Genomic DNA, 23,297 nt, shown 5'->3' on the forward strand with positions numbered 1-23,297 from the left:
CAGCGATGACGTCAGCCGAGAGCCCCATGGTCCTTCTCAGGCGGTACCGAGCCGCTCCGGGCCCGCGGGCTTCCCCGCGGGTGCGCCGTCCGTCCGGATGTCGGCCGGGCACCCCGCTGCGACGAGGACTTGAGTGAGCACTCTGCTGGACCTGCCCGAGAACGACACCGACGACATCACGGAGTTCGAGAACGACCTCGCCTCCGACAGCGAGGACGCCGAGGACGCCGGTACCGCCTTCGCCGAGCTGGGCCTGGCCCCCGGCATCCTGAGCGTGCTGGCCGAGCTCGGCTACGAGAGCCCCAGCCCGATCCAGGCCGAGGCCATCCCCTCCCTGGTTCAGGGCCGCGACCTGCTGGGTCAGGCGGCCACCGGCACCGGCAAGACCGCCGCCTTCGCGCTGCCCATGCTGCAGCGCCTGAGCGAGACCGACCGCGACGGCGAGCGCCGCCCGTACGGCCTGGTCCTTGCGCCGACCCGCGAGCTGGCCATGCAGGTCAACGACGCGATCACCCGCTACGGCTCCGAGATCGGCACCCGGGTGCTCGCCGTGTACGGCGGCGCCCCGATCGGACCGCAGCTCGGCGCCCTCAAGCGCGGGGTCGACGTCGTCGTGGCCACCCCGGGCCGCGCGATCGACCTGATGAACCGCGGCGCCCTGTCGCTGGACGCGCTCGAGACCGTCGTCCTCGACGAGGCCGACGAGATGCTCGACATGGGCTTCGCCGAGGACATCGAGACGATTCTCCAGGCCACGCCGGACACGCGGCAGGCGGTGCTGTTCTCCGCCACCATGCCGCGGCGCATCGAGTCGCTGGCCCGCGAGTACCTGCGCGACCCCGTGACCGTGCGCATCGCCCGCGAGGAGGTCCCGGCCGGCGAGGCGCCACGCGTGCGGCAGACCGCCTACATGGTGCCGCGCACCCACACCACGACCGCGCTCGGCCGGATCCTGGAGCTCGAGCGGCCCACCGCGGCGATCGTGTTCTGCCGCACCCGGGCGGACGTCGACGCCGTCACCGAGACCCTCACCGCCCGCGGGCTGCGGGCCGAGGCGCTGCACGGCGGCATGGACCAGGAGCACCGCACCCGCGTGGTCGAGCGGCTGCGCTCCGGGCGCACGGACCTGCTGGTCGCGACGGACGTCGCCGCCCGCGGGCTGGACATCGAGCAGCTCACGCACGTGGTCAATCACGACGTGCCGAAGTCGCCCGAGGCCTACGTGCACCGCATCGGCCGGGTCGGCCGGGCCGGTCGGGAGGGCGTCGCGATCACGCTGGTGCCCTCCGGGGCGATCCGGCACCTGCGCAACATCGAGCGGCTGATCGGCAAGAGCGTGCCGGTCGCCCCGGTGCCCACCGTCGCGGACCTCAAGCAGGCCCGCCTCGAGCGCACCCGCGGGCAGCTGCGGGAGCAGATCGTCGCCGACCTTCGGGCGGACGCGGACTCCGACCCGGACGGCGTCCGGGCCATGATCGAGTCGCTGGCGGCGGAGTTCGACCCGGCGGACGTGGCGGCCGCGGCCGTCCGGCTCGCCCGGGCGGGCACCACCACGGCGGACGACGAGGTCGACATCCCCACGCTGTCCGCGCCCCGCGAGGGCCGGGGCCCCCGCGAGCGGAGCGACCGCGGCCCGCGCGAGGGTCGTCCCGGTGGCCGCGGCCAGGGCGCGCGGCCGCCGAAGGCCGGCGCGACGCGGCTGTTCGTCTCCGCCGGCCGGGCCGCGGGCATCCGCCCGCAGGACATCGTCGGGGCGCTGGCCAACGAGTCGCGGCTCTCCGGCCGGGACATCGGGGCCATCCAGATCCACGAGCGGCACTCGCTGGTCGAGATCCCCGAGCACGCGGCGGACGACGTGCTGCGCTCGCTGCGCGGCGTCACCACGCTGAAGGGCCGGCGGGCCAACGTCCGCCGGGACCGCGCCACGAACTAGTCCCCGGACCGGTTCACGGACTGACCCGCGCACGGCCGAAGGGCCCCGCACCTCTCCCGAGGTGCGGGGCCCTTCCGCGTGCCGTGGGGCGGCCGGTCGCGTGGCGACCGTCCGCGCTAGTGGATCTCGACCGTGTCGCCGACCTCCAGGTCCTCGAACCAGGCGACGGCGTCGTCGTGGCCGAGGTGGACGCAGCCCGCGGACGGGTTCTGCGGGTTGCCCTCGTGGAAGGCGATGCCGCCGTCGGCGAAGAACACCGAGTACGGCATCGGGGCGTCGTTGAACTCGGCGGACCTGTGGTCCTTGTCCTTCCACTGCACCTCGAAGTCCCCGGTCGGGGTCTCCTTGCCCTGCCCGCCGTGCGAGATGCCGACCGGCCCGCGGGTGATCTTCCCGTCGTGGATCAGCCAGGCCTGGTCGTGGGCGAGGTCGACGCACGCCCGCGCCTGCTCCGAGCAGGGGGTGCCGCCCGTCTGGTTCCGGTGCCCGTCGTGGTGCCCGTCGTCGGCGAACGCCGCGCCGGTGAGAGCCGCGCCGCCGAGCAGCGCGGTGAGCGCTCCGGCCGCGGCGAGCCCCGTGATGCGTCGCCGGCGGCCCTCGGCGCGCCAGGCGTGTCGTGCCATCGTCTCGTCGTCCCTTCGCCCGTTCCCGAAGCGGCAACGACGCCGCGCGATACTGGTGACGGGGCGTGACCGCAAGTCGACCGGACGTACCCGGAGTCCGGATCGTCCCCCTCGGTCACGCGGTCCCCAGGGCTGCCGCGGAACGCGTTCGGGGGCACGATGACCTCGCGAGCACCACGCCGCCCACCACGTACCGCCATCGACGAGGAGCGCCGCCATGCCCGATCTGAAGCCCCGGTCCCGCCAGGTCACCGACGGCATCGAGCGCACGGCCGCCCGGGGCATGCTCCGGGCCGTCGGGATGCGCGACGCGGACTTCGCCAAGCCGCAGATCGGCATCGCGTCGAGCTGGAACGAGATCACCCCGTGCAACCTGTCGCTGCAGCGCCTGGCGCAGGCGGCGAAGGAGGGCGTGCACCGCGCCGGCGGCTACCCGATGGAGTTCGGCACGATCTCGGTGTCCGACGGCATCTCGATGGGCCACGTCGGCATGCACTACTCGCTGGTCAGTCGCGAGATCATCGCCGACTCCGTGGAGACGGTCGTCGAGGCCGAGCGGCTCGACGGCACCGTCCTGCTCGCCGGTTGCGACAAGTCCCTGCCCGGCATGCTGATGGCCGCGGCCCGGCTCGACCTGGCCGGCGTGTTCGTCTACGCCGGGTCGATCCTGCCCGGGCACGTCGACGGCCGCGAGGTCAACATCGCCGACGCGTTCGAGGCCGTCGGGGCCTGCGCGCGCGGCCTGATCAGCCGCGAGGAGCTGGCCGAGATCGAGCGGGCGATCTGCCCCGGCGAGGGCGCGTGCGGCGGCATGTACACCGCGAACACGATGGCCAGCGCGGCCGAGGCGCTCGGCATGGCGCTGCCGGGCTCGGCCAGCCCGCCCGCGGTCGACCGGCGGCGGGACGGGATCGCCCGGGCGTCCGGTGAGGCCGTGGTCGGGTTGCTGGAGAAGGGGATCACCGCCCGGCAGATCATGACGCGGGAGGCGTTCGAGAACGCGATCGCGGTCGTCCTGGCCTTCGGCGGGTCGACCAACGCCGTGCTGCACCTGCTCGCCATCGCCGCCGAGGCGGGGGTGCCGCTGGAGCTCGACGACTTCAACCGCATCGGCGACCGGGTCCCGCACCTCGCGGACGTCAAGCCCTTCGGCGCGCACGTGATGAGCACGGTCGACCAGGTCGGCGGCGTGCCCGTCGTCATGAAGGCGCTGCTCGACGCCGGTCTCCTCCACGGCGACGCCCTCACCTGCACCGGGCGCACGGTCGCCGAGAACCTCGCGGAGATCGACCCGCCCGGCCTCGACGGCACCGTGCTCCACGCCATGAACGACCCCATCCACCCGACGGGCGGGATCACCATCCTGCGCGGCTCGCTCGCCCCCGACGGCGCCGTGGTGAAGAGCGCCGGGTTCGACGCCGCGGAGTTCCGCGGCCGCGCGCGGGTGTTCGACGGCGAGCAGGGCGCCCTCGACGCCGTCGGCGACGGCACCGTCGTCCCCGGTGACGTCGTGGTGATCCGGTACGAGGGCCCGCGCGGCGGCCCGGGGATGCGGGAGATGCTCGCCGTCACCGGGATGATCAAGGGCGCCGGGCTGGGCAAGGAGGTGCTGCTGGTCACCGACGGCCGGTTCTCCGGGGCGACGACCGGCCTGTGCATCGGGCACGTCGCCCCCGAGGCGACCGACGGCGGCCCGATCGCCCTGGTGCAGGACGGCGACCCGATCGTGCTGAACATGACGACCCGGACCCTCGACCTGGACCTGCCGGAGGAGGAGCTGGAGAAGCGCCGCGCCGACTGGGCGCCGCGCGACCCGGGGCGGCGTCGGGGTGTGCTGGCCAAGTACGCGAGACTCGTGGGGTCGGCGGCGCAGGGGGCGGTCTGCACCCCGCAGTGACGGGCGCCGGAACGCGCACGAGGAGCGGTGTGGGGAAGAAGCAGCAGTCGCGGGGCCAGAAGCGGGCGGCGAAGGTCGCCGCGCGGCGGAAGAAGGCCGGGCGCGGGCACGAGCCGCTCCGGCCGATCACGACGCTGCCCGGGCTCGACGAGTACGGAGCGGGGCCGGACGACCTCGGGCAGGGCCTCGCCGAGGAGCTCGAGGCCGTCGAGGAGATGCGCTACGCCGTCGCCGAGATCCGCACGGTCCGCGCGGTCGGCCCCTACGACGGCAACCCCGAGTGGCTCGAGGTCCTCGAGGGCAACGTCGACGCGCTCGCCGAGGCCGGGGAGGACGAGCTGGTCCTCGAGATCATCGACGACCGGGTGCGGCGGGCCGTCGCGGACACCCTGGCCTCGTCCTCGCCCGAGCCGGCGCGGGAGGAGGTCCGGTGCCTGGTGGCGTCGGACGGCGAGGTCGCGCCGCCGGAGCGGGACGCGGACGACCCGGGCGGGTCGCCCGCCCAGGCCCTCGCCTTCGCCGTGCTGCTCGGGTGGCTGGCCAACCGCGGCCCGCGCCCGATCCCGGCGGCCGCCCGCACCCGCGTGCCGGAGTGGGTCCGCTCGACCCTCGGCGAGGAGCCCGCGGCCGCCGTCGACCGCGTGATCGGGATCCTCGGCTCCGACGCCGACCGGGCCGAGGCGATCGGGCCGGTCGCCGAGGAGCTGGGGGACGACTACCTCGCCGCCCTCGTGTGGATCTCCGCCGGTCTCGTCGCCCTCTACGGCGAGGGGTCGACCGACTACCTGCCCGGGGTCGACGCCGAGGGCTGACTACGCAGGTCCGTGGGTCGCCCGCCTGTCCGGCAGGCGGTCACGCGTCCTGGACCGCGAAGACGGGGTAGCGCTCGGCCAGGGGCGCGAGTTGCTCGACCGACGGGTGGGGCGGCAGCCCGAAGTAGTACCGAGCCGCCCGCGCGGGGGAGCGGGTCAGCGCGCGACGCTGCAGGAACGCGTGCAGGATCGGCGCGCGGTCGGGCACCGCCACCGGGGTCAGCCGCACCCGTCGGGCGTCGCCGTGCCGGAGCACGGCCTCGCCCCCGGCCGCGCGCAGGTTGCGCACCCATTCCGACTCGCCCGCCAGGGACACCAGGTGGTCGCGGCCGCCACATGGTTCATCGCCCGTGCGAGCCGGCCCGGGCGCCCGCCCCGGTACATCCGCCGCTTCAGCGCGTACGGCCACTCGATCGACCGAGCGCGGTTGCCACTGGCCATCCGGTACCTCCGTCGGCCAGGCTCCGGTGAGCCGATCCGGCCGAGAAGAGCCGTTGGGCCCGGGCCGTCCGCGTCGTCCGGGGATCCGCACCCCGACCCCCGACGTCGACGGCCGGGTACGCAGGTCCGCGTATGGCCGGGTCCACCTCGCCGGCGGGACGATCGGGGCATGGCGACGGAGCCGATCGGGGTGGCGGTGATCCCGGGCGCGGGCTGGCGGGCCGCCGACGTGCGCACCGTGGCGCGCGCCGCGGAGGACGCGGGCTTCTCGGCCGTGCTGAGCACCGAGGTCAACAGCGACTCGCTCGCCACGGTCGCGGTGATGGGCGGTGCGACGAGCCGGATCCGGGTCGGCACGTGGGTGGCCGACATCTACCTGCGCCACTCGTTCACGCTCGCGAAGGGCGCCGCGCTGCTCGCCGACGACACGGGCGGCCGCTTCGTGCTCGGGCTGGGCGTGAGCCACCAGCCGGTCAACGCCGCGCTCGGCATCGCCATGGCCGACCCGGCCGGCGACCTGGTGCGGTACACCGCGGAGCTGCGGGACTGGCTGGCCGGGAAGGGCCCGGTCACGCACCTGCCGCAGCAACCGGCGCCGGTCGCCGTGCCGGTCCACCACGCGACGCTCGGGATGCGGGCCGTGGAGCGGGCCGCCGAGAACGCGGACGGGATCATGCCGACGTTCTGGTCGCCGGAGCGGGTGGAGCGCAGCCGCGAGGTGATCGACCGCGGACGCCGCCGGGCCCCACAGCTCGGGCACCTCGAGGTGACGCTCGGGATCCCGGTCTACGTGGGCGAGGACCTGCCCGCCCTGCGGGACCTCGCCCGGCAGAACCTCGCGCTCTACACGACCTTCCCGTTCTTCCGCCGCATGTGGCGCGCCGAGGGGTTCGTCGAGGAGGCCGACCGGATGGCCGCCGGTGAGGGCGGGGCCGCCCTCAGCGACCGCCTCCTCGACTCCTTCTGCCTGCTGGGGCCGGTGTCGCGGTGCCGGGAGCGGTTGGCGCGCTACCGCGAGGCCGGGGTGGAGCTGCCGATCCTCGTGCCACCGGTCGGCCCGGACGCCGCCCTCGCCGTCCTGGATGCACTCCTGCCGACCTGACCGGACAGAACACGCGCACACCCCGATCACCCCGACGCTCAGGCGGAGCGGGCCGCGTGCCCCTCCTCCCACGCCTTCTCCAGCAGCTGCAGGAGGGCGTCGGCGGGCTGGGCGCCGGAGGCGCCGTAGGTCGCGTCGACCACGAAGAAGGGAACGCCGGTGATGCCGTGGCGGCGGGCCTGCTCCTCGTCGGCGCGAACCGCGTCGAGGTACTCGTCCGACCCGAGCACGCGCTCGACGGCCTCCGCGGACAGCCCCGCGTCGACGGCGAGGCGGCGCAGCGCCTCCGGCTCCCCGATCGGCTCGCCCTCGGCGAAGTACCCCTGCTGCAGACGCTCCTTCAGCGCCTCCTGCAGCGCGGGTCCGCCCTCGGCCCAGGCCAGGTGCAGCAGGCGGTGCGCGTCGACCGTCGAGCCGTCCTGCGCCTGCTCGAACCGGAACTCCACGCCCTCGGCCGCGCCCATCGCGGTCATCCGGTCGTGCATCGCACGGACCTGTGCGCGGTCGCTGCCGAACTTCGCGGCGAGCCGCTCCTCGCGGTCGCCCTCGTGCCGCCGGGGCGCCCCCGGGTCCAGCTCGAAGCTGCGGTAGCGCACCTCGACCTCCGCGGTGTGCGGGAAGCGCGCGAGCGCGGCGGCGAATCGGCGCCGGCCCAGGGCGCACCACGGGCAGACGACGTCGGACCAGATCTCGACCTTCACCCCTCGCCCAACCCCGGACGCGTCAACCCGATTCCTCCGTCCGGCTCACAGGGTCCTCTCAGCGCCGTCCTACCGCCCGGCAGGCGATCCGGGCCAAGGTCGAGGGGTGGTGCTGAGGGGGAGCAGACGGGGGAGTGGCGCGCGCGCGGCGGGGAGGAGCGCGGCGGGGACGAGCGCAGCAGGGACCGGTGCCGCGGCGGCGGGCGCGGCGGGGGAGGACACGCCGGGGGTGCGACCACCGGGCGGGCCGGACCGGGCGACGGTGGCGCGGGCGTCGGCGGGGGACCCGGCGGCGATCGAGGAGGTCCTGCGGCTCGTGCGGCCCTTCGCGCTGCGCTACTGCCGCGCCCGCATGACGACGGTGCTCCCGGGGGTGACGGCCGAGGACCTCGCCCAGCAGGTCTGCATCGGCGTGCTCGGCGCGCTGCCCCGGTACGAGGACCGCGGGCTGCCGTTCCTCGCGCTGGTGCACCGGATCGCCGTGCACGAGGTGGGCGACGCCTACCGCGCCGCGGCGCGCAGCCCCGTGCTCGCCGACCTCGTCCCGGACCGCCCGGACCGCGCGGCCGGGCCGGAGGAGCAGGCCCTGGTGCACGACGACGTCGCGCGGCTGCGGCCCGCCCTGGACCGGCTGAGCCCGACCGCCCGCGAGGTCCTGGTGCTGCGGGTCGCCCTCGGCCTGTCCGCGGACGAGACCGCGGCCGTCGTCGGCAGCACCCCGGGCGCCGTCCGGGCGATGCAGCACCGGTCGCTGAACGCGCTGCGCCGGCACGCCGAGGAGACCGGGATCGCCCCCGGCACCGCGGACATCGCACGCCGTTGACCTGCGACCCGCCGTGATGTCCGGCCCCCTTACCTCCCGGTAACGCGCCGGATCCGGGTCGGACACACGGGAGATCCACCGTGGCGGTATGCAGGAGAGCCTCGGGGAGCCGGTGGGTGGTCGGGAGCACGCGGACGCCCTGGCCGCGGCCGGCCCGTCGCCGACCTCCGGGGTCGGTGTGATCGTGCCGTTCGACTTCGCGCTGGACCGCGAGCTCTGGCGCTGGGTGCCGGACGACGCCGCCCTGCACGTCACGCGCACCCCGTTCGTGCCGTCGCCGGTCACCGCGGAGATGGCGCGGGCGATCTCGGACCCCGAGCCGGTCCGGCGGGCCACTCGGGACGTCCTGGTCCCCGAGCCCGGCGTGGTCGCCTACGCCTGCACCTCGGGCAGCTTCGTCGACGGGGCGGCGGGCGAGATCGCGCTGACCGGGGTGATCCGCGAGGCGGGCGCGCCGCACGCGCTCACCACGGCCGGGGCCCTGGTCGAGGGCCTGCGGTCGCTCGACGCGCGCCGAGTCGCCGTCGTCACGCCCTATGTGGACGACCTCACCCGTCGGCTCGAGGAGTTCCTCGCCGCGCACGGGATCGTGACGGTGGCGAGTGTCGGGCTGGGGCTGCTCGGCCAGATCTGGCGGGTGTCCTACGAGGAGGTCGTGCGCGCGGTGCGCGCCGCCGACCGGCCCGAGGCCGAGGCCGTGTTCATCAGCTGCACCAACCTGTCCACGTACGACGTGATCGCCCCGCTGGAGCGCCTGCTCGGCAAGCCGGTGATCACCGCGAACCAGGTGACGATGTGGGCCGCGCTGCGGGCGGTCGGGCACCGCGCCGTCGGACCGGGCCAGTCGCTGATCCACGGGACCGCGGGCTCCGTGCCGCCGCCGCACCTGCGCGTGGTGCCCGACCAGCCGACCCACGACGAGGAGCCGGGTGGCCGGGGCGGCGGACCGGAGGACCCGCAGGTGCTGCACAAGGTCCGCGTGCGGCTGCCCGACGAGTCCGGCGCGCTCGCCCGGCTCACCGGGGCCGTCGCCCGCGCCGAGGGCAACATCCTCGGGCTCGCGGTGCACGGGCAGGACTCGCGCTCGGTGGTCGACGAGATGTTCGTCGGGTCCGCGCGCAGCGCCGACGAACTGGCCCGGGCCATCCGGGAGGGGCTCGGCACGCAGGACCCGGGCGCCGTCCTCGTCACCCCCGCCGACCCGCACGACCTGGTCGACGCACCGACCCGCGCCCTCGACCTCGCCGTGCAGGCCGTCGGCGGCGCCGCCGCGGGGGACGACTCCGCGCTGGCCCGGGGTCTGGGCGCGCTCGTCCACGCCGACGAGGTCCGGCTCCGGCCGAGCGAGCCCCCGCACCACCCGCACGTCCTCGCGGTGCCCGCGCCGAGCGGCGGCTGGCTGGTCGCGATGCGCGACTGGGCGCCGTTCACGGTCACCGAGCAGGCCCGCGCGGAGGCCTTCCTGCGCGCGGCGGACCTCGAGCCCGTCCGGCCGCGCTGGGACATCGTCCTGCTCTCCGGCGACGAGCTCGTCGCCGAGCCCGCCACCGGGGACGAGGTGGGCGCGGTCGAGGACCTGCTCTGCGCCTGCCTGGCCGCGCGGCCGGCGGAGAGCTACACCGCCAGCTGGACCGACCGCGAGCTGCGCCAGCTCCTGATCACGCCCCGGGGCCCCGCCCTCGTGGTGCGCGACGAGGCGGGCACGCTCGTCGGGCTCGGTGCCGTGCTGGAGGGGTCGGCACCGGGGCACGACGAGGAGCGCACTCCGCGCGACCGGGGCCGTCGGGACCTCGACCGCGCGGAGACCGTCCTGCTCGTGCACCCGCACTACCGCGGGATGCGGCTCGGGCGGTGGCTGCGCAAGCGCCTCGCGGCGCGCGCCCTCGTGTGACCGCGTCCTAGGGTGAGGGTGTGCCACTCCCCGAAAACTGGTCCCAGTGGAAGGACACGATCGACGTCGGCGGGTACGACGCGCGCTGGGACGCGTTGGCCGCCGCCGGGAAGAACGTCCACGGCGAGGCCGATCTCGTCGCCGCCTACTCGCCGGCGTCGGTGCTCGACGGCGGCTGCGGCACCGGGCGCGTCGGGATCGAGCTGGCCCGCCGCGGGGTCGCGGTGATCGGCGTCGACCCCGACCCGGACATGATCGCCGCCGCCCGCTCGAGGGCGCCCGAGCTGCGCTGGATCCAGTGCGGGCTCGAGGACCTGGCGATCGAGGAGCGGTTCGACGTCGTCGTGCTGGCCGGCAACGTCATCCCCTACGCGCGGGAGCGGGCCGGGGTCATCGCCGGGAGCGCCCGGCACCTCGCGCCGGGCGGCCGGCTGATCGCCGGGTTCACCCTGCAGGTGGGCTGGCCCGGGCTCGACGAGTACGACGCCTGGTGCACGGACGCCGGGCTCGCGGTCGAGGACCGCTTCGCGACCTGGGACCGCGAGCCCTACACCGGTGGCGGCTACGCGGTCTCGGTCAGCCGGAAGCCCTCGTAACCCCTGGCGGCCACGCCGTCGCAGATCGTCCGGTACGTGCCCACCCCACCGACGTACGGGAGCAGGACCCGCGGCTTGCCCGGCACGTTGGCGCCCAGGTACCACGAGTCCGCCCGGTGCATCAGGGTCTGCGCGCCGACCTCGGCGACGTGCGCGGTCCACTGCTCCTGCGCCTGCTCCTCGGCCTCGATCGTGCGGCCGGCGAGCGCGGCGAGGCAGTCGGTGATCCAGTCCACGTGCTGCTCGATGGACACCAGCATGTTCGACAGCACCGACGGGCTGCCCGGCCCGGTGACGGTGAACAGGTTCGGGAAGCCGGCGACGCCCAGTCCCAGGTAGGTGCGCGGCCCGTCCGCCCATGCGTCGCGCAGCCGCACGCCGTCCCGGCCGCGGATGTCGACCGCGAGCAGCGCACCGGTCATGGCGTCGAACCCGGTGGCGAGGACCAGGTCGTCGACCTCGACCAGCTCCTCGGTGGTGCGGACGCCGGCCGGCTCGATCGCGACGATCGGCGTCTTCCGCAGGTCGACGAGCCGGACGTGCGGGAGGTTGTAGGTCTCGAAGTACCCGGTGTCGAGGCACGGGCGCTTGGTGCCGAAGGGGTGGTCCTTCGGCCCGAGGGCGTCGGCCGTCTCCGGGTCGGCGACGATCTCGCGGATCCTGCCGCGGATGTAGTCGGCGACGGTGTCGTTGGCCTCCAGGGTGAGCGCGAGGTCGCCGAAGGTCTGCCGGAACGACCCGAGCCCGCCCGTCGCCCAGGCCTTGTCGAACGCCGCGGTGCGCTCCTCGGGTGTCACCGAGAGCGCCGAGACCTCGGAGGGGGTGCCGAGCAGGCCGCCGAGGGACTCGCGGGCCTCCTTCCGGAAGCGGGGGTAGTCCGCCTTGCGCGCGGCCTGCGCCGCCGGGTCCATCGGGGCGTTGCGCGCGGGGACGACGTAGTTGGCGGTGCGCTGGTAGACAGTCAGCTGCGCGGCCTGCGTCGCGATGACGGGGATGGACTGCACGGCCGACGATCCGGTGCCGATCACGACGACCCGGCGTCCGGTGAAGTCGACGCCCTCGTGGGGCCAGCGCGAGGTGGAGTACGTCGGGCCGGCGAAGGTCCCGACGCCGGGCAGGTCCGGCTCCTTCGGCATGGACAGGCAGCCCGTGGCGAACACGCAGTAGGTCGCGGTGAGCTCCTCGCCGCCGTCCGTGCGGATCTCCCAGTGGTCGTCGCACCAGGTGGCGTGGGTGACCCGGGTGTCGAAGGTGATGTCGCGGCGCAGGTCGAAGCGGTCGGCGACGTGCTCGGCGTAGCGGAGGATCTCCGGCTGGCCGGGGTAGCGCTCGGTCCACTCCCACTCCTGCTCCAGCTCGGGGGAGAAGGAGTAGGAGTACTCGAGGCTCTCGACGTCGCAGCGCGCGCCGGGGTAGCGGTTCCAGTACCAGGTGCCCCCCACGCCGCTGCCGGCCTCGAACACCCGCGCGCGCAGCCCGAGCCCGCGCACCCGGTGCAGCTGGTACAGGCCGGCGAACCCGGCCCCCACGATGACGACGTCGGTGTCGACCATCAGCACTCCCTCGTGTCGGCGGGTCACCTCAGCGTGCAGGATTACGCCGTGGAAGGCTGAGCGTTCGTTCAGCACGAGTCGCCGAACGGTCGTTCAGGAAATGCTCAGGCCCTTGCGAGGATCTCGCCGTGGGGGACGAGGAACCACCCGTCGTCGTGCGCGGCCCAGTCCCGCCAGGCCGCGGACATCTCCTCCAGATCGGAGCGGGTCGCGAGCCCCCGCTCCACCGCCTGCCCCGCGATCGACGACGACACGATCCGCTCCGCCCACAGCCCGCCCCACCAGGCGCGGGTCTCCGGGGTGGCATAGCACCAGACCGAGGCGGACGGGGTGATCTCGGTGAACCCGGCCGCGCGGGCCCAGGCGAGCAGGCGGCGGCCGGCGTCGGGCTCGGCGTGGTTGCCGTGCGCGACGGCGCGGTAGAGGGCGAGCCAGGCGTCGAGCCGCTCGTCGTGCGGGAACCAGGTGAAGGCCGCGTAGTCGGCGTCCCGGGCGGCGACGACCCCGCCCGGCCGGGCGACCCGGCGCATCTCGCGCAGCGCGGCGACCGGGTCGGAGAGGTGCTGCAGGACCTGGTGGGCGTGCACGACGTCGTAGGAGTCGTCGGGATCGGTGAGCCCGTACACGTCGTCGACCGCGAACTCGACCCTGTGCTCGGCGCCGGCCTCGACGCCGTCGCCGGCCGCGCGTGCCTCGACCAGCGGCTCCTCGACGACGTCGATCCCGCGGACCCGGCCCGGCGCCACGCGCGCCGCCAGGTCGTGCGTGATGGTGCCGGGCCCGCAGCCGACGTCGAGCAGGTCGAGCCCGGGCCGGAGCAGCGGCGCGAGGTAGGCGGCCGAGTTCTCCACGGTCCGGTTGCGGTGCGAGCGCAGGACCGAGTCGTGGTGGCCGTGTGTGTAGGTGTCGCTCACTCAGCGGACCCTACGGATCCGGATCGGCCCGCGGGCACTGTCCGGGTCGACGACCTCGCCGCGCTGCGTGATCTCGACCTTTCCCTGCGCGACGAGGCGGCGGGCGGCGGCGCGGGCGGGTTCCATCAGGTCCCGCCAGCCGTCGGACGAGACGCGACGGGCGGCGTCGGACGGGCAGATGGTGCCGGAGCGGGCGGCGAGCAACTCCTCGATCGCCCTCTCCAGCTCCCGCTCGACGCCCATGCTCCCCCTCCTACGCGTTCTGGATCCATGGTGCGCCCAGGAGCGGTACCGGGCGCGTCGGGATCCCCGGTGCGCTCAGGAGCGGGCACCGGGATGCGGCGTGCGCTCAGCCGGTCTCCGCGATCGCGCGGCGGCGGGCACGCGAGCCGGCGGCGACGATCGGGACGATCGCCAGGGCCACGATCCCGCCGACGAGGGCGAGGGCGGGATAGCCGGTCGCGGCGACGACGGCCCCGGAGGCCAGCCCTCCGCCCGCGCCGGCGGCGGCGATGCCGACGTCGACGGTCCCCTGCGTGGTGGCCCGCCGCTCGAGGGGCACGGCGTCGGTGACGATCGCGGTCCCGCTCACCAGCCCGAAGTTCCAGCCCAGACCCAGCAGGGCGAGGGCGACGGCGAGCAGGACGACGGAGTCCGCGGGTGCCGTCGCGGCGAGGAGCCCGGCGGCGAGCAGGGTGAACCCGGACAGCGCCGCGACGGGGACGCGTCCGTACCGGTCGACGATCCGGCCGCTGAGCGGTGAGGGCAGGTACATGGCGGCGACGTGCACGGCGATCACGGCTCCGGCCGCGCCGACCCCGTGGCCGTGCGCGGTCATGTGCACCGGGGTCATCGTCATGATCGCGACCATCACCAGTTGGGTGAGCACCATGACCGCGGCGCCCAGGGCGACCCCGTCCGACCGGCCGCGCCCCGGGCCGGCCGCAGGCGCCCGCGTCGAGGCGGTCGACGCATCCGGGGCCGCGCTCCCGACCCCCGCGGCCCGGGCGGCGAGTTCGCGGGCCAGGCGGAGCGGATCGGGGCGCAGCAGCACGCCGAGGACGAGCGCGGCGAGGAGGTAGGCGGCCCCGGAGAGCAGGAACGGGCCGGCCAGCGGCGGGATGCCCCACGCCGCGGCGACCCGGCCCGAGGGGGAGACCAGGGTCGGCCCGAGCACCCCGCCGAGGGTGGTCGCGACGAGGACGGTGCTGACCGCCCGGCCCCGGTGCGCCGGAGCGGCGAGGTCCGCGCCGGCGTAGCGGGCCTGCAGGTTGGTCGCGGTGCCGGCGCCGTAGACGAACAGCGCCGCGAACAGCAGCGGCACGCTGTCCGCGACGGCGGCGAGGACGACCCCGGCGCTGCCCGCGGCGCCGACCGCATACCCGACGGCAAGGCCGGGCCGCCGGCCGAACCGCTGCGACAGCCGGCCCACGCCGGCGGCCGCCGCGGCCGAGCCGATCGTGAACAGCGCGGCGGGTAGCCCGGCCAGGCTGGTCGTGTCGAGCATGTCCTGGGCCAGGAGGGCTCCGACGGTGATCCCGGCGGCGAGACCGGCGCCGCTGAGGACCTGGGCCAGGACGAGCACGCGGAGGATGTGCCGCTGCTCCGGTGGCTCGGCCTCCTCGGCGGCGGGACCTCGTCCCCGGGTCGGCTCGGGCGCGGGGTCCTGGGCCCGGGAGCCGGTCACCGGGCCGCCCCGGCGGTGACGGGCTGCCCGGCGAGGCGCCACTCCAGGAAGCCCTCGGTCAGCCGCACCGCGCGCCGGCCGTGACCCGCGAGCAGCCGGACGGCGTCGTGGGAGAACACGCACAGGGCGCCGCGACAGTAGGCGACGATCTCCTGGTCCGCAGGGATCTCCTCGAGCCGGTCGGCGAGCTCGTCGATCGGGATCGACACCGCACCCGGGATGTGCCCCGCGGCGAACTCCGGCCCGGGCCGCACGTCCAGGACCACCGCCCGGCCGTCGGCGACCCGGCGCAGCAGCTCCTCGCGGGTGATCTCCTCGGTGTCGTCGGGGCCGAGGTAGCTCCGGGTGGCCGATCCGACGTCCGCGAGCCGGGCGTCGGCCACCTCCCGCAGCCGCAGCCACAGCGCCGCGACGTCCTCGCCGGCCAGCGCGTACTCGATCGTCGTGCCGTGCCGGGTCGCCGTCACGAGCCCGGCCCGCTTGAGCGCCTGCAGGTGCGCGGACGCCGTCGTCAGGCCCAGCCGGGCCGTCCCGGCGAGGTCGGCGACGCTGCGCGGGCCCTGGGTGAGCAGGTCCAGCAGCTCGAGCCGCGTGCCGTTGCCGAGCGCCTTGCCGATCCGGGCGAGCTGGGCGAACAGCGTGCCCTTCGCCGATTCCTCCGCCATCACATCCTCCATAAATCCATGGAATACCGTAGCATCACGGACCGTCGGTGGGCCGGAGCGTCGCCCGGCCCGTCGACCCCGAGGCACGAGCGGTCCGCCGGGGAGGGGCGCAGGAGCGATGGTCACGCCCGCACAGGTACAGCTGCACGCCGTCGTCGACGAGGGGCTGGGCAACTCCAGCTACCTGCTCGATCTGGGCGACGGGTCGGCGCTGGTGGTCGACCCGCCGCGGGACCTCCGCGCGGTGCTCGCCCGGGCCCGCGCCGAGGGGCTGCGGATCCGGTTCGCGGCCGACACGCACCTGCACGCCGACTTCCTCACCGGCGCGGTGCAGCTCGCCCACGACGAGCAGGCGACCGTGCTCGCGTCGGCCGCGGGCGCCCGGCGGTTCCCCCACCGCGGGCTGCGCGACGGCGACGAGGTCGACCTCGGCGGACTCGGGCTGACCGCGCTGGCCACCCCCGGGCACACCGACGAGCACCTGTCCTTCCTGATCTCCGACGGCGCCCGCCCGGTCGGGGTGTTCACCGGCGGATCGCTGATCGTCGGCTCGGCCGCGCGGCCCGATCTGCTCGGTCCGGACCGCACCGACGAGCTGGCCCGCGCGCAGTTCGCGTCGCTGCGCCGGCTCGCCGCCCTACCCGGGCCCACCGCGGTGTGGCCCACGCACGGCGCCGGGTCGTTCTGCTCCGCCCCGCCCGGGGCGCAGCGCACCTCGACGGTCGCCCACGAGCTGGCCACGAACCCCCTGCTCGCCGTCGGCGAGGAACAGCGGTTCGTCGACGCCCTGCTCGGCTCGCTGGGCAGCTACCCCGCCTACTTCCGCCGGCTGGGTGAGATCAACCGGCGGGGCCCGGCCGTGCTCGACACGGCCTCCGTCGGCGCTCTCGCCCCGCTGTCGGCGCCCGAGGTACGGCGCCTCTGCGCCGGGGGCGCGACGCTGGTCGACGTCCGCCCGGTCGCCGACTACGCCGCGGCCCACGTCCCGGGTGCGCTGTCCCTCGCGCTGCGCCCCCAGTTCGCGACCTGGCTGGGCTGGGTCGCGCCGCCGGACGGCGCCGTCGTCGTGGTGCGGAACCCGGACCAGGACCCCGCCGACATCGTCTGGCCCGCGCTGAACATCGGCGTGGAACGGATCGAGGGCGAGCTCGCCGGGGGCCTCGACGCCTGGACCGCCGCCGGGTACGGGACCGTCGGGATCCGCGTCCTGCGCCCGGACCACCTCGACGGCGAGGCCGTCCACGTCCTCGACGTCCGCCAGTCCGCCGAGTACACCGCAGGGCACCTGCCGGCCGCCCACCACGTGGAGCTCGGCACCCTCGCCGACCGGGCCGCCGAGCTCGCCCTCGGGCCGACCGCGGCGATGTGCGGGCACGGCGAACGCGCCGCCACCGCCGCCAGCCTGCTCGAGCGCGCCGGGCACCGCGATCTCGCCGTCGTGACCGGCGGGCCCCAGGACTGGGCCGACACCACGGGGCGGGCCCTGGTCACCGGCCCCGACGCGGACCCCGGCCCACCAGCACAGGACCCGGCCGCGCGGGGCGGAGGGAAGGCGCACCCGTGAGCTCCCCGCGGGTCGGCTCGCCGCCCGTCCGGCTCGGGCTGCGCGAGAACCTCGGCCAGTTCACGCTGCTCGCCCTGGTGAATTTGCTGGTCGGCGGCATGGTCGGCCTCGAGCGCACCGTCACCCCGCTCGTGGGCGCGCAGGTCTTCGGGCTCGGCGACCTGACGATCGCCCTGTTCGTGATGGCGTTCGGGCTCACCAAGGCCGTGACCAACCTGGTCGGCGGCGCGGTCGTCGGCCGCTACACCCGCAAGAAGGTGCTGATCGCCGGGTGGGTCGTCGGCCTGCCGGTGCCGTTGCTGCTGGCCTACGCCCCGAACTGGTGGTGGGTGATCGCCGCGAACGTGCTGCTCGGCGTGAACCAGGGCCTCACCTGGTCCATGACGGTCAACATGAAGATCGACCTCGTCGGCCCGGCGCGCCGGGGTCTGGCCCTCGGGATCAACGAGACCGCCGGCTACCTCGGCGTCGCCGTCACCGCGCTGGTCACCGGCTACCTCGCCACCGCCTACGGGTTGCAGCCGGCGCCCGAGCTCCTCGGCGCGGCCTACGCCGTCGCCGGGCTCGGCCTCACCCTCACGCTGGTCCGCGACACCACCGCGCACGCCAGGCTCGAGGCCGACCAGCACCACGCCCGCCGGCGTGACGACGAGCAGGACCGCGGTGGCCGGTCCGGCGCGACCGCCACACCGGGGCTCGGCACGATGTTCGCCGAGCTCACCTGGCGCAACCGGAACCTGACCTCGATCAGCCAGGCCGGCCTGGTCAACAACCTCAACGACGGCCTGACCTGGGTCCTGCTCCCCGTCCTGCTCGTCCAGGCCGGGGTCTCGGTGGGCGGGGTCGGCGTCGTCAAGGCCCTCTATCCGTTCATGTGGGCCGTCGGCATGCTGGGCACCGGCCATCTCGCCGACCGGATCGGCCGCAAGATCCCCGTCGTCGCCGGCATGGCGATCCAGGCGGTGGGGCTGCTGATCATCGTGCTCGGCCTGTCCCGGGCCTTCCTCGCCGGGATCGTCGGGTCGTTCCTGCTCGGGGTGGGTACCGCGCTCGTCTATCCCGCCCTGCTCGCCGCGATCAGCGACGGCGTCCACCCCGTCGCCCGCGCCGCCGCCCTCGGCGGCTACCGCTTCTGGCGCGACCTCGGCTACGCCGTCGGGGCGCTCGTCGGGGGCCTCACCGCCGCCCTCGCCTCGCTCGAGGCCGCCGTCCTCGTCGCCGCCGCGCTCACCGCCGCCTCCGCGGTGTGGAGCCAGGTCGCGATGCACGGCCGCGATCGATCGGCGGGGCCGCGCCGCTCGTGAGTCCGGCACGGCCCCCGGGCTCGATCCCGCGTCAGGAGCGGGCGAGGACGGCCTCGTCCAGGGCCGTCCGCATCGCGTCGACCGGCCCGGGGCGGCCGGTCATCAGCTCGACCTGCGCGACGGCCTGGTGCAGCAGCATGTCCAGACCGCTCGCGACCCGGCAGCCCGCCGCGGCCGCCCCCGCGCCGAGCGCGGTCGGCCAGGGCGCGTAGATCACGTCGAGCACCACGGTGGCCGGGTTCCAGCACAGCCCGCCGAACTCGTCGGCCGCGCCGGCGGGCAGGGTCGAGACGACGACGTCCGCCTCGGTCAGCACGCCCGACGCCGCCGCGAGGTCGGCGTCCGCGCCGGTGAGCAGGGCCCGGACCTCAGGCTGGACCTCGAGGCGCTCGGCGGCGGCCGCGAGCTCGCCGGTACGGGCGGCGTCGCGCACCAGGACGACGGGGTCCTTCGTGCCCAGCTCGCGCAGCGCCGCGAGCGCGGCCTGCGCGGTACCTCCGGCACCCAGCACGACGGCCCGGTCGACGCCCGCGACCCCTGCCCCCTGCAGCGCGCGCACGATCCCGGCGACGTCCGTGTTGTCCGCCAGCCGCCCCTCCGGCCCCAGGACCAGCGTGTTCGCCGCACCGGTGGCGGCGGCGAGGGGGCTGACCCGGTCCGCGACCTCCAGCGCGACCCGCTTGAGCGGCATGGTCAGGGACAGCCCGGCCCACGTCCCGTCGAGCCCGTCGACGAACGCCGGCAGCCTCGCCTCGTCGACCTCGTGCGCCGTGTAGCACCAGCCGGCGAGACCGAGCGCGGCGTAGGCCGCGCGGTGCAGCACGGGGGACAGCGAGTGGCGGATGGGGGAGCCGAGCACCGCGGCCCGTCGTTCGCCGGTCACCGGCCCAGTATGGTCCAGCGCCCGGCTAGCGCCGGAACGCCTCCAGCGTGACGTGCTCGTCCGCGGCGAACCGGGCCGCCGCCTGCTCGATGCCCGCCATGGTCGCGACGGACTGCGCGCACCCGAACCCGTACTTCTGCCGGACGCGCTGGTCGGCGATCCGCATGCAGGTGCGGCTGGTGTCCACGAAGTCGCCGACCGGGTAGCTGTGGCCGGCGCGGAAGTACTCCTCCACGATCAGCGAGGGGGAGTAGAAGGACTGCGTGGAGCCGTCCGGCCAGCGGACGTCGAAGAGCACCTCGGGCACGGCTCGACGGTAGGGGGGACGTGTTGCGCCGGTGTTGCGCGGCGCGGTCTACCTCATCGTGATGAAAGGGCGGCGCTGGTGCTCATGGCCCAGTCGGCGTCGCGATGGGCCGGGTGTCCGAGATCGGCGCGGCGGCATCGGCGAGCGTCGACGATCGACGCCACCGGGACCTTCCGGCTCGTCGACGACGGCCACTACGGCTACGGCACCGTCAGCGCCGGCTCTGCCTGCTCGGGCAGCGGCGGCTACTCGGACGTCCACGCCGGCACGGGCGTGACGATCTCGAACGCCACCGGGGCGGTGATCGCCACCGGGTCGTTGTCCGCCGGCCGGGCCAGCTCGACGACCTGCGACTTCACCTTCACGGTGCCGGACGTCCCGGCCGGCGAGGACTTCTACCAGGTCGAGGTCTCGCACCGCGGCACGCTGACCTACACCGCAGACGAGCTCCGCTCGGGCCTCGGGCTCTCGCTCGGCGACTGAGTGGCCGTCCGCTTCCGGGTCCACGTCCCCTGCCAGACTCCCGCCCATGGCCGGGACGCTGCTGGTGCTGGGTGGGCGGAGCGAGATCGGGGTCGCGGTGGCGCGGCGGCTGGCGGGGCGCGAGGCGTCGACCGTGGTCCTCGCCGCCCGCCGCAGCGCGGACCTCGACGCCGAGGAGAAGGCGGTCCGGGAGCAGGGGGCGGACGTCGAGCGCGTCGAGTTCGACGCCGACGACCTCGCCTCCCACCGCCCGCTGCTCGACGACGTCGCGGCCCGGCACGGGGGGATCGATCTCGCCGTCGTCGCGTTCGGGCTGCTCGGCGACCAGGCGCGGGCCGAGGCCGTGGCGACGCACGCGGTGCAGATCGTGCACACCGACTACGTCGCGCACGTGCAGGTCCTCACCGAGCTCGCGCAGGTCATGCGGGCGCGGGGGAGCGGCACGATCGTCGTGTTCTCGTCCGTGGCGGGCGCGCGGGTGCGCCGCGCGAACTACGTCTACGGCAGCGCCAAGGCCGGGCTCGACGGGTTCGCCTCCGGCCTGGCCGACGCGCTGCACGGGTCCGGGGTCCGCCTGGTGCTGGTGCGGCCGGGCTTCGTGATCGGGCGGATGACCGAGGGCATGCGGCCCGCACCCTTCTCCAGCACCCCCGACCAGGTCGCCGAGGCCACGGTCGCGGCGTTGCGGGGCGGGCGGGACGAGGTGTGGGTGCCGCGGGTGCTGCAGCCGATCTTCGCGCTGCTCCGGCACGCCCCCCGCGCGCTCTGGCGCCGCATGCCGCGCTGACCCCCGATCCGCAGGAGCCCGCGGCGCGCGTCGCGGGAGCCCACGGCGCGACTCGCGGGAGCCGGGAGCGCGACCACGGACAGTCGACAGATCGGTGACGGGAGATGCCCTCCCCCTTCCACTTTGCGGAGCCCGGTCATAGGGTCGTGTGCGCATCTCCCCATGTGACGACGGTGTCCCAGGAGGAACACGAAGTGCAGACCCGCGGAGCAGTCATCCGGCAGGCGCCGGGCAAGTACGAGGTCGTGAACCTCGAGGTCGACGACCCGCAGAGCGGCGAGATCCAGGTCCAGATGGTCGCGTCCGGCATGTGCCACTCCGACGACCACGTGGCGACCGGGGACATCCCCGTCGGCGTCTACCCCTTCGCCGGCGGCCACGAGGGCGCCGGCATCGTCACCAAGGTCGGTCCGGGCACCCGGGGCTTCAAGGAGGGCGACCACGTCGTCTTCTCCTTCCTGCCCGGCTGCGGCCGCTGCCGCTGGTGCGCGAGCGGCCAGCAGAACCTGTGCGACCTCGGCTCGACCCTGCTGCAGGGCTCGCGCTGGGACGACCCCGAGAGCTTCCGGCTCCACCTCGAGGACGGCCACCCCGTCGGCCAGATGTGCGGCATCTCGACCTTCTGCGAGACCACCACGGTGGCGGTCGAGTCGGCCGTGAAGGTCCCCGAGGACATCCCGCTGGACAAGGCCTGCCTGGTGGGCTGCGGGGTCGGCACAGGCTGGGGCTCGGCGGTCAACTCCGCCGAGGTCAAGCCCGGCGACACCGTGATCGTCATGGGCATCGGCGGCATCGGGATCAACGCCGTGCAGGGTGCGAAGCACGCCGGAGCGTCGAACATCATTGCGGTGGACCCGGTGGCCTTCAAGCGTGAGAAGGCACAGGAGCTGGGCGCCACGCACGCGGTCGACTCGATGGAGGAGGCCACCGAGCTCGGTAAGCAGTTCACCAACGGGCAGGGCGCCGACTCGGCGATCGTGACCGTCGGCGTGACGAAGCCGGAGCACGTCGCGCAGGCCTTCGCCGCGATCCGTAAGGCCGGTACCGCGGTGGTCACCGGCCTGGGCAACATCCAGGAGGTCGGCGTCCCGATCGCGATCTCCGAGCTCACGCTGTTCCAGAAGCGCCTGCAGGGCTCGCTGTTCGGTGCCTCGGCCCCGAGCTTCGGCATCCTGCGCCAGCTGGAGATGTACCAGCAGGGGCACCTCAAGCTCGACGAGCTGATCACCAAGACCTACTCGCTCGACGAGATCCAGCAGGGCTACCAGGACATGCACGACGGCAAGAACATCCGCGGCGTCATCGTCTACTAGGCGTCGTCCACCGGACGTCCACCGGGCGTCGTCCACCGGGCGAGAGACCCACCGCGGGCCTCCAGCCGTTCCCGCACCTCCCCGGGCAGCAGCTCGCGCAGCTGCTCGGGGAGGAGCGGGAGGTCCAGCAGGCTCAGCTTGACCCGGCTGCGCTGGGCGTGGACGTCCGGGTCCAGCCGGACCACCCGCCCGGCGGCGGCCTGCACGGCGACGTCCACCCGGTCGCCGGGCCCCACCTCGCCCTGGCCGATCCCGTCGGCCTCCAGGGCGAGCGCCCCGCACCGCGGGTTGAGCTCCAGCCGCAGCGTGTCCGCCTCGGACAGCACCAGCGGCCGCGAGATCCCCGACATCGGCGCGGACGGCGTGACCACGATCCCGCCCACCGACGGCGACACCAGCGGGCCGCCCGCCGCGTAGCTGTAGGCCGAGGAGCCGGCCGGGGTCGCGACGACCAGGGCGTCGCACCGGTAGTAGCCGTACCGCAGGCCGCTCACGGCCAGGGACGCGTCGACGGTCCCGCGCCCCGGGTGCCGGGCCAGCGCGAGGTCGTTGAACGCGACCGCCCGCCGCTCGCCCGCGGTGATCCGCAGGGCGCCGTGCGGCTCCTCCACGAAGTCCCTGGCGAGCAGCCGCGCCAGCGCCGAGTCGAGCTCCGAGGGGTGCACCTCGACCAGGAAGCCCAGGTTGCCGAGGTGCACGCCGAGCACCGGGACGGGCCGGTCGGCGACCAGGCGCAGCGCGCCGAGCATCGTGCCGTCCCCACCCAGGCTGATCACTGTGTCGGCCTCGGCGGCGAGCTCGCCGGTGCCGACCGGCACCGAGCCCGGCACACGTCGCGCGTCGGGGGCACGCACCAGGACCTCGATGCCCCGCGCCGAGGCGAGTTCGACGACGCGCTCGGCGACCTCCGTGACGTCGTTGCGGGGATGCAGGACCAGGGCCACGCGGGCCACGCCGGGGGAGCCGTCCACGCGGCCCAGTCTGCCGGTCCGTGATCACGGGTGCACACTGCTCCGCT

22 protein-coding genes and 1 pseudogene are annotated in these 23,297 nt (G+C 75.2%); 12 read left to right on the forward strand and 11 right to left on the reverse strand.

Annotation, left to right across the window (positions count from 1 at the left end; all coding sequences use genetic code 11):
- Positions 1 to 133: 133 nt before the first annotated feature.
- Entirely contained in the window at positions 134 to 1,933 is a 1,800-nt protein-coding gene (locus ABD990_RS25385) for a DEAD/DEAH box helicase (RefSeq protein ID WP_486362909.1), read from the forward strand.
- Positions 1,934 to 2,049: 116 nt separating this feature from the next.
- Here the strand turns inward: ABD990_RS25385 and ABD990_RS25390 are convergent, their stop codons facing one another.
- The gene (locus ABD990_RS25390; protein ID WP_345383258.1) at positions 2,050 to 2,556 is read right to left on the reverse strand and encodes a L,D-transpeptidase; all 507 of its coding nucleotides are present in this window, start codon (positions 2,554 to 2,556) and stop codon (positions 2,050 to 2,052) included.
- Positions 2,557 to 2,773: 217 nt separating this feature from the next.
- Between ABD990_RS25390 and ilvD the strand changes: the two genes are divergently transcribed.
- The gene (gene ilvD, locus ABD990_RS25395) at positions 2,774 to 4,453 is read left to right on the forward strand and encodes a dihydroxy-acid dehydratase (protein ID WP_345383259.1); all 1,680 of its coding nucleotides are present in this window, start codon (positions 2,774 to 2,776) and stop codon (positions 4,451 to 4,453) included.
- 29 nt (positions 4,454 to 4,482) lie between these two features.
- Complete coding sequence (locus ABD990_RS25400; RefSeq protein WP_345383260.1) at positions 4,483 to 5,265, forward strand: hypothetical protein; 783 nt, start codon at positions 4,483 to 4,485, stop codon at positions 5,263 to 5,265.
- A 40-nt stretch (positions 5,266 to 5,305) separates the two neighbouring features.
- Here ABD990_RS25400 and ABD990_RS25405 read toward each other — a convergent pair whose 3' ends face one another.
- Positions 5,306 to 5,581 (reverse strand): hypothetical protein, encoded by a 276-nt coding sequence (locus ABD990_RS25405; RefSeq protein ID WP_345383261.1) that lies wholly within the window; start codon positions 5,579 to 5,581, stop codon positions 5,306 to 5,308.
- 294 nt (positions 5,582 to 5,875) lie between these two features.
- Between ABD990_RS25405 and ABD990_RS25410 the strand changes: the two genes are divergently transcribed.
- Positions 5,876 to 6,808 (forward strand): LLM class flavin-dependent oxidoreductase, encoded by a 933-nt coding sequence (locus tag ABD990_RS25410; RefSeq protein ID WP_345383262.1) that lies wholly within the window; start codon positions 5,876 to 5,878, stop codon positions 6,806 to 6,808.
- Positions 6,809 to 6,846: 38 nt separating this feature from the next.
- Here the strand turns inward: ABD990_RS25410 and ABD990_RS25415 are convergent, their stop codons facing one another.
- Positions 6,847 to 7,509 (reverse strand): DsbA family oxidoreductase, encoded by a 663-nt coding sequence (locus ABD990_RS25415; protein WP_345383263.1) that lies wholly within the window; start codon positions 7,507 to 7,509, stop codon positions 6,847 to 6,849.
- Between the two features lie 229 nt (positions 7,510 to 7,738).
- Between ABD990_RS25415 and ABD990_RS25420 the strand changes: the two genes are divergently transcribed.
- From ABD990_RS25420 to ABD990_RS25430, 3 genes and pseudogenes are all read left to right on the forward strand, one after another.
- Complete coding sequence (locus ABD990_RS25420) at positions 7,739 to 8,332, forward strand: sigma-70 family RNA polymerase sigma factor (RefSeq protein ID WP_345383264.1); 594 nt, start codon at positions 7,739 to 7,741, stop codon at positions 8,330 to 8,332.
- 88 nt (positions 8,333 to 8,420) lie between these two features.
- Positions 8,421 to 9,182 (forward strand): annotated as a pseudogene (locus tag ABD990_RS25425) (maleate cis-trans isomerase family protein); the annotation flags it as partial.
- Between the two features lie 1,061 nt (positions 9,183 to 10,243).
- The gene (locus ABD990_RS25430; protein WP_345383265.1) at positions 10,244 to 10,819 is read left to right on the forward strand and encodes a class I SAM-dependent methyltransferase; all 576 of its coding nucleotides are present in this window, start codon (positions 10,244 to 10,246) and stop codon (positions 10,817 to 10,819) included.
- On the opposite strand, the gene ABD990_RS25435 is transcribed toward ABD990_RS25430, so the two are convergent.
- From ABD990_RS25435 to ABD990_RS25455, 5 genes are all read right to left on the reverse strand, one after another.
- The gene (locus ABD990_RS25435; protein ID WP_345383266.1) at positions 10,786 to 12,372 is read right to left on the reverse strand and encodes a flavin-containing monooxygenase; all 1,587 of its coding nucleotides are present in this window, start codon (positions 12,370 to 12,372) and stop codon (positions 10,786 to 10,788) included. The two genes, ABD990_RS25430 and ABD990_RS25435, sit on opposite strands and share 34 nt — an antisense overlap.
- A gap of 104 nt (positions 12,373 to 12,476) precedes the next feature.
- A complete protein-coding gene (locus ABD990_RS25440; protein ID WP_345383267.1) occupies positions 12,477 to 13,286 on the reverse strand; it encodes a methyltransferase domain-containing protein in 810 nt (269 codons plus the stop codon).
- Positions 13,287 to 13,529, reverse strand: a complete 243-nt coding sequence (locus tag ABD990_RS25445) for a DUF3253 domain-containing protein (RefSeq protein ID WP_345383268.1) — start codon at positions 13,527 to 13,529, stop codon at positions 13,287 to 13,289.
- A 106-nt stretch (positions 13,530 to 13,635) separates the two neighbouring features.
- On the reverse strand, positions 13,636 to 14,871 hold the full coding sequence (locus tag ABD990_RS25450) for an MFS transporter (protein WP_425569660.1): 1,236 nt from the start codon (positions 14,869 to 14,871) through the stop codon (positions 13,636 to 13,638).
- A gap of 98 nt (positions 14,872 to 14,969) precedes the next feature.
- On the reverse strand, positions 14,970 to 15,638 hold the full coding sequence (locus ABD990_RS25455) for an ArsR/SmtB family transcription factor (protein ID WP_345383270.1): 669 nt from the start codon (positions 15,636 to 15,638) through the stop codon (positions 14,970 to 14,972).
- 118 nt (positions 15,639 to 15,756) lie between these two features.
- Here ABD990_RS25455 and ABD990_RS25460 point away from each other — a divergent pair, with 118 nt between their 5' ends.
- Entirely contained in the window at positions 15,757 to 17,202 is a 1,446-nt protein-coding gene (locus ABD990_RS25460) for an MBL fold metallo-hydrolase (RefSeq protein ID WP_345383271.1), read from the forward strand.
- Positions 17,199 to 18,506, forward strand: a complete 1,308-nt coding sequence (locus ABD990_RS25465) for an MFS transporter (protein ID WP_345383272.1) — start codon at positions 17,199 to 17,201, stop codon at positions 18,504 to 18,506. The genes ABD990_RS25460 and ABD990_RS25465 overlap by 4 nt, the downstream gene beginning before the upstream one ends.
- 31 nt (positions 18,507 to 18,537) lie before the next feature.
- Here the strand turns inward: ABD990_RS25465 and ABD990_RS25470 are convergent, their stop codons facing one another.
- Together ABD990_RS25470 and ABD990_RS25475 are read right to left on the reverse strand one after the other, a co-directional pair.
- Positions 18,538 to 19,389: a shikimate dehydrogenase gene (locus tag ABD990_RS25470; protein ID WP_345383273.1), complete on the reverse strand. Its 852-nt coding sequence runs from the start codon at positions 19,387 to 19,389 to the stop codon at positions 18,538 to 18,540.
- Between the two features lie 25 nt (positions 19,390 to 19,414).
- A complete protein-coding gene (locus tag ABD990_RS25475; RefSeq protein WP_345383274.1) occupies positions 19,415 to 19,696 on the reverse strand; it encodes an MSMEG_0570 family nitrogen starvation response protein in 282 nt (93 codons plus the stop codon).
- Positions 19,697 to 19,780: 84 nt separating this feature from the next.
- Between ABD990_RS25475 and ABD990_RS25480 the strand changes: the two genes are divergently transcribed.
- The 3 genes from ABD990_RS25480 to ABD990_RS25490 all read left to right on the forward strand — a co-directional run bounded on the left by ABD990_RS25480 (position 19,781) and on the right by ABD990_RS25490 (position 22,279).
- Positions 19,781 to 20,179 carry a hypothetical protein gene (locus tag ABD990_RS25480; RefSeq protein WP_345383275.1) on the forward strand — a complete coding sequence of 133 codons (399 nt, stop codon included), beginning with the start codon at positions 19,781 to 19,783 and terminating at the stop codon, positions 20,177 to 20,179.
- Positions 20,180 to 20,225: 46 nt separating this feature from the next.
- Positions 20,226 to 20,966: a decaprenylphospho-beta-D-erythro-pentofuranosid-2-ulose 2-reductase gene (dprE2, locus tag ABD990_RS25485; protein WP_345383276.1), complete on the forward strand. Its 741-nt coding sequence runs from the start codon at positions 20,226 to 20,228 to the stop codon at positions 20,964 to 20,966.
- A gap of 194 nt (positions 20,967 to 21,160) precedes the next feature.
- A complete protein-coding gene (locus ABD990_RS25490; protein WP_345383277.1) occupies positions 21,161 to 22,279 on the forward strand; it encodes an NDMA-dependent alcohol dehydrogenase in 1,119 nt (372 codons plus the stop codon).
- On the opposite strand, the gene ABD990_RS25495 is transcribed toward ABD990_RS25490, so the two are convergent.
- Positions 22,276 to 23,250 carry an NAD(+)/NADH kinase gene (locus tag ABD990_RS25495; RefSeq protein ID WP_345383278.1) on the reverse strand — a complete coding sequence of 325 codons (975 nt, stop codon included), beginning with the start codon at positions 23,248 to 23,250 and terminating at the stop codon, positions 22,276 to 22,278. The genes ABD990_RS25490 and ABD990_RS25495 overlap by 4 nt on opposite strands.
- Positions 23,251 to 23,297: the final 47 nt, after the last annotated feature.

The sequence above is a fragment of the Pseudonocardia yuanmonensis genome, assembly GCF_039542425.1.
Classification (GTDB): domain Bacteria; phylum Actinomycetota; class Actinomycetes; order Mycobacteriales; family Pseudonocardiaceae; genus Pseudonocardia; species Pseudonocardia yuanmonensis.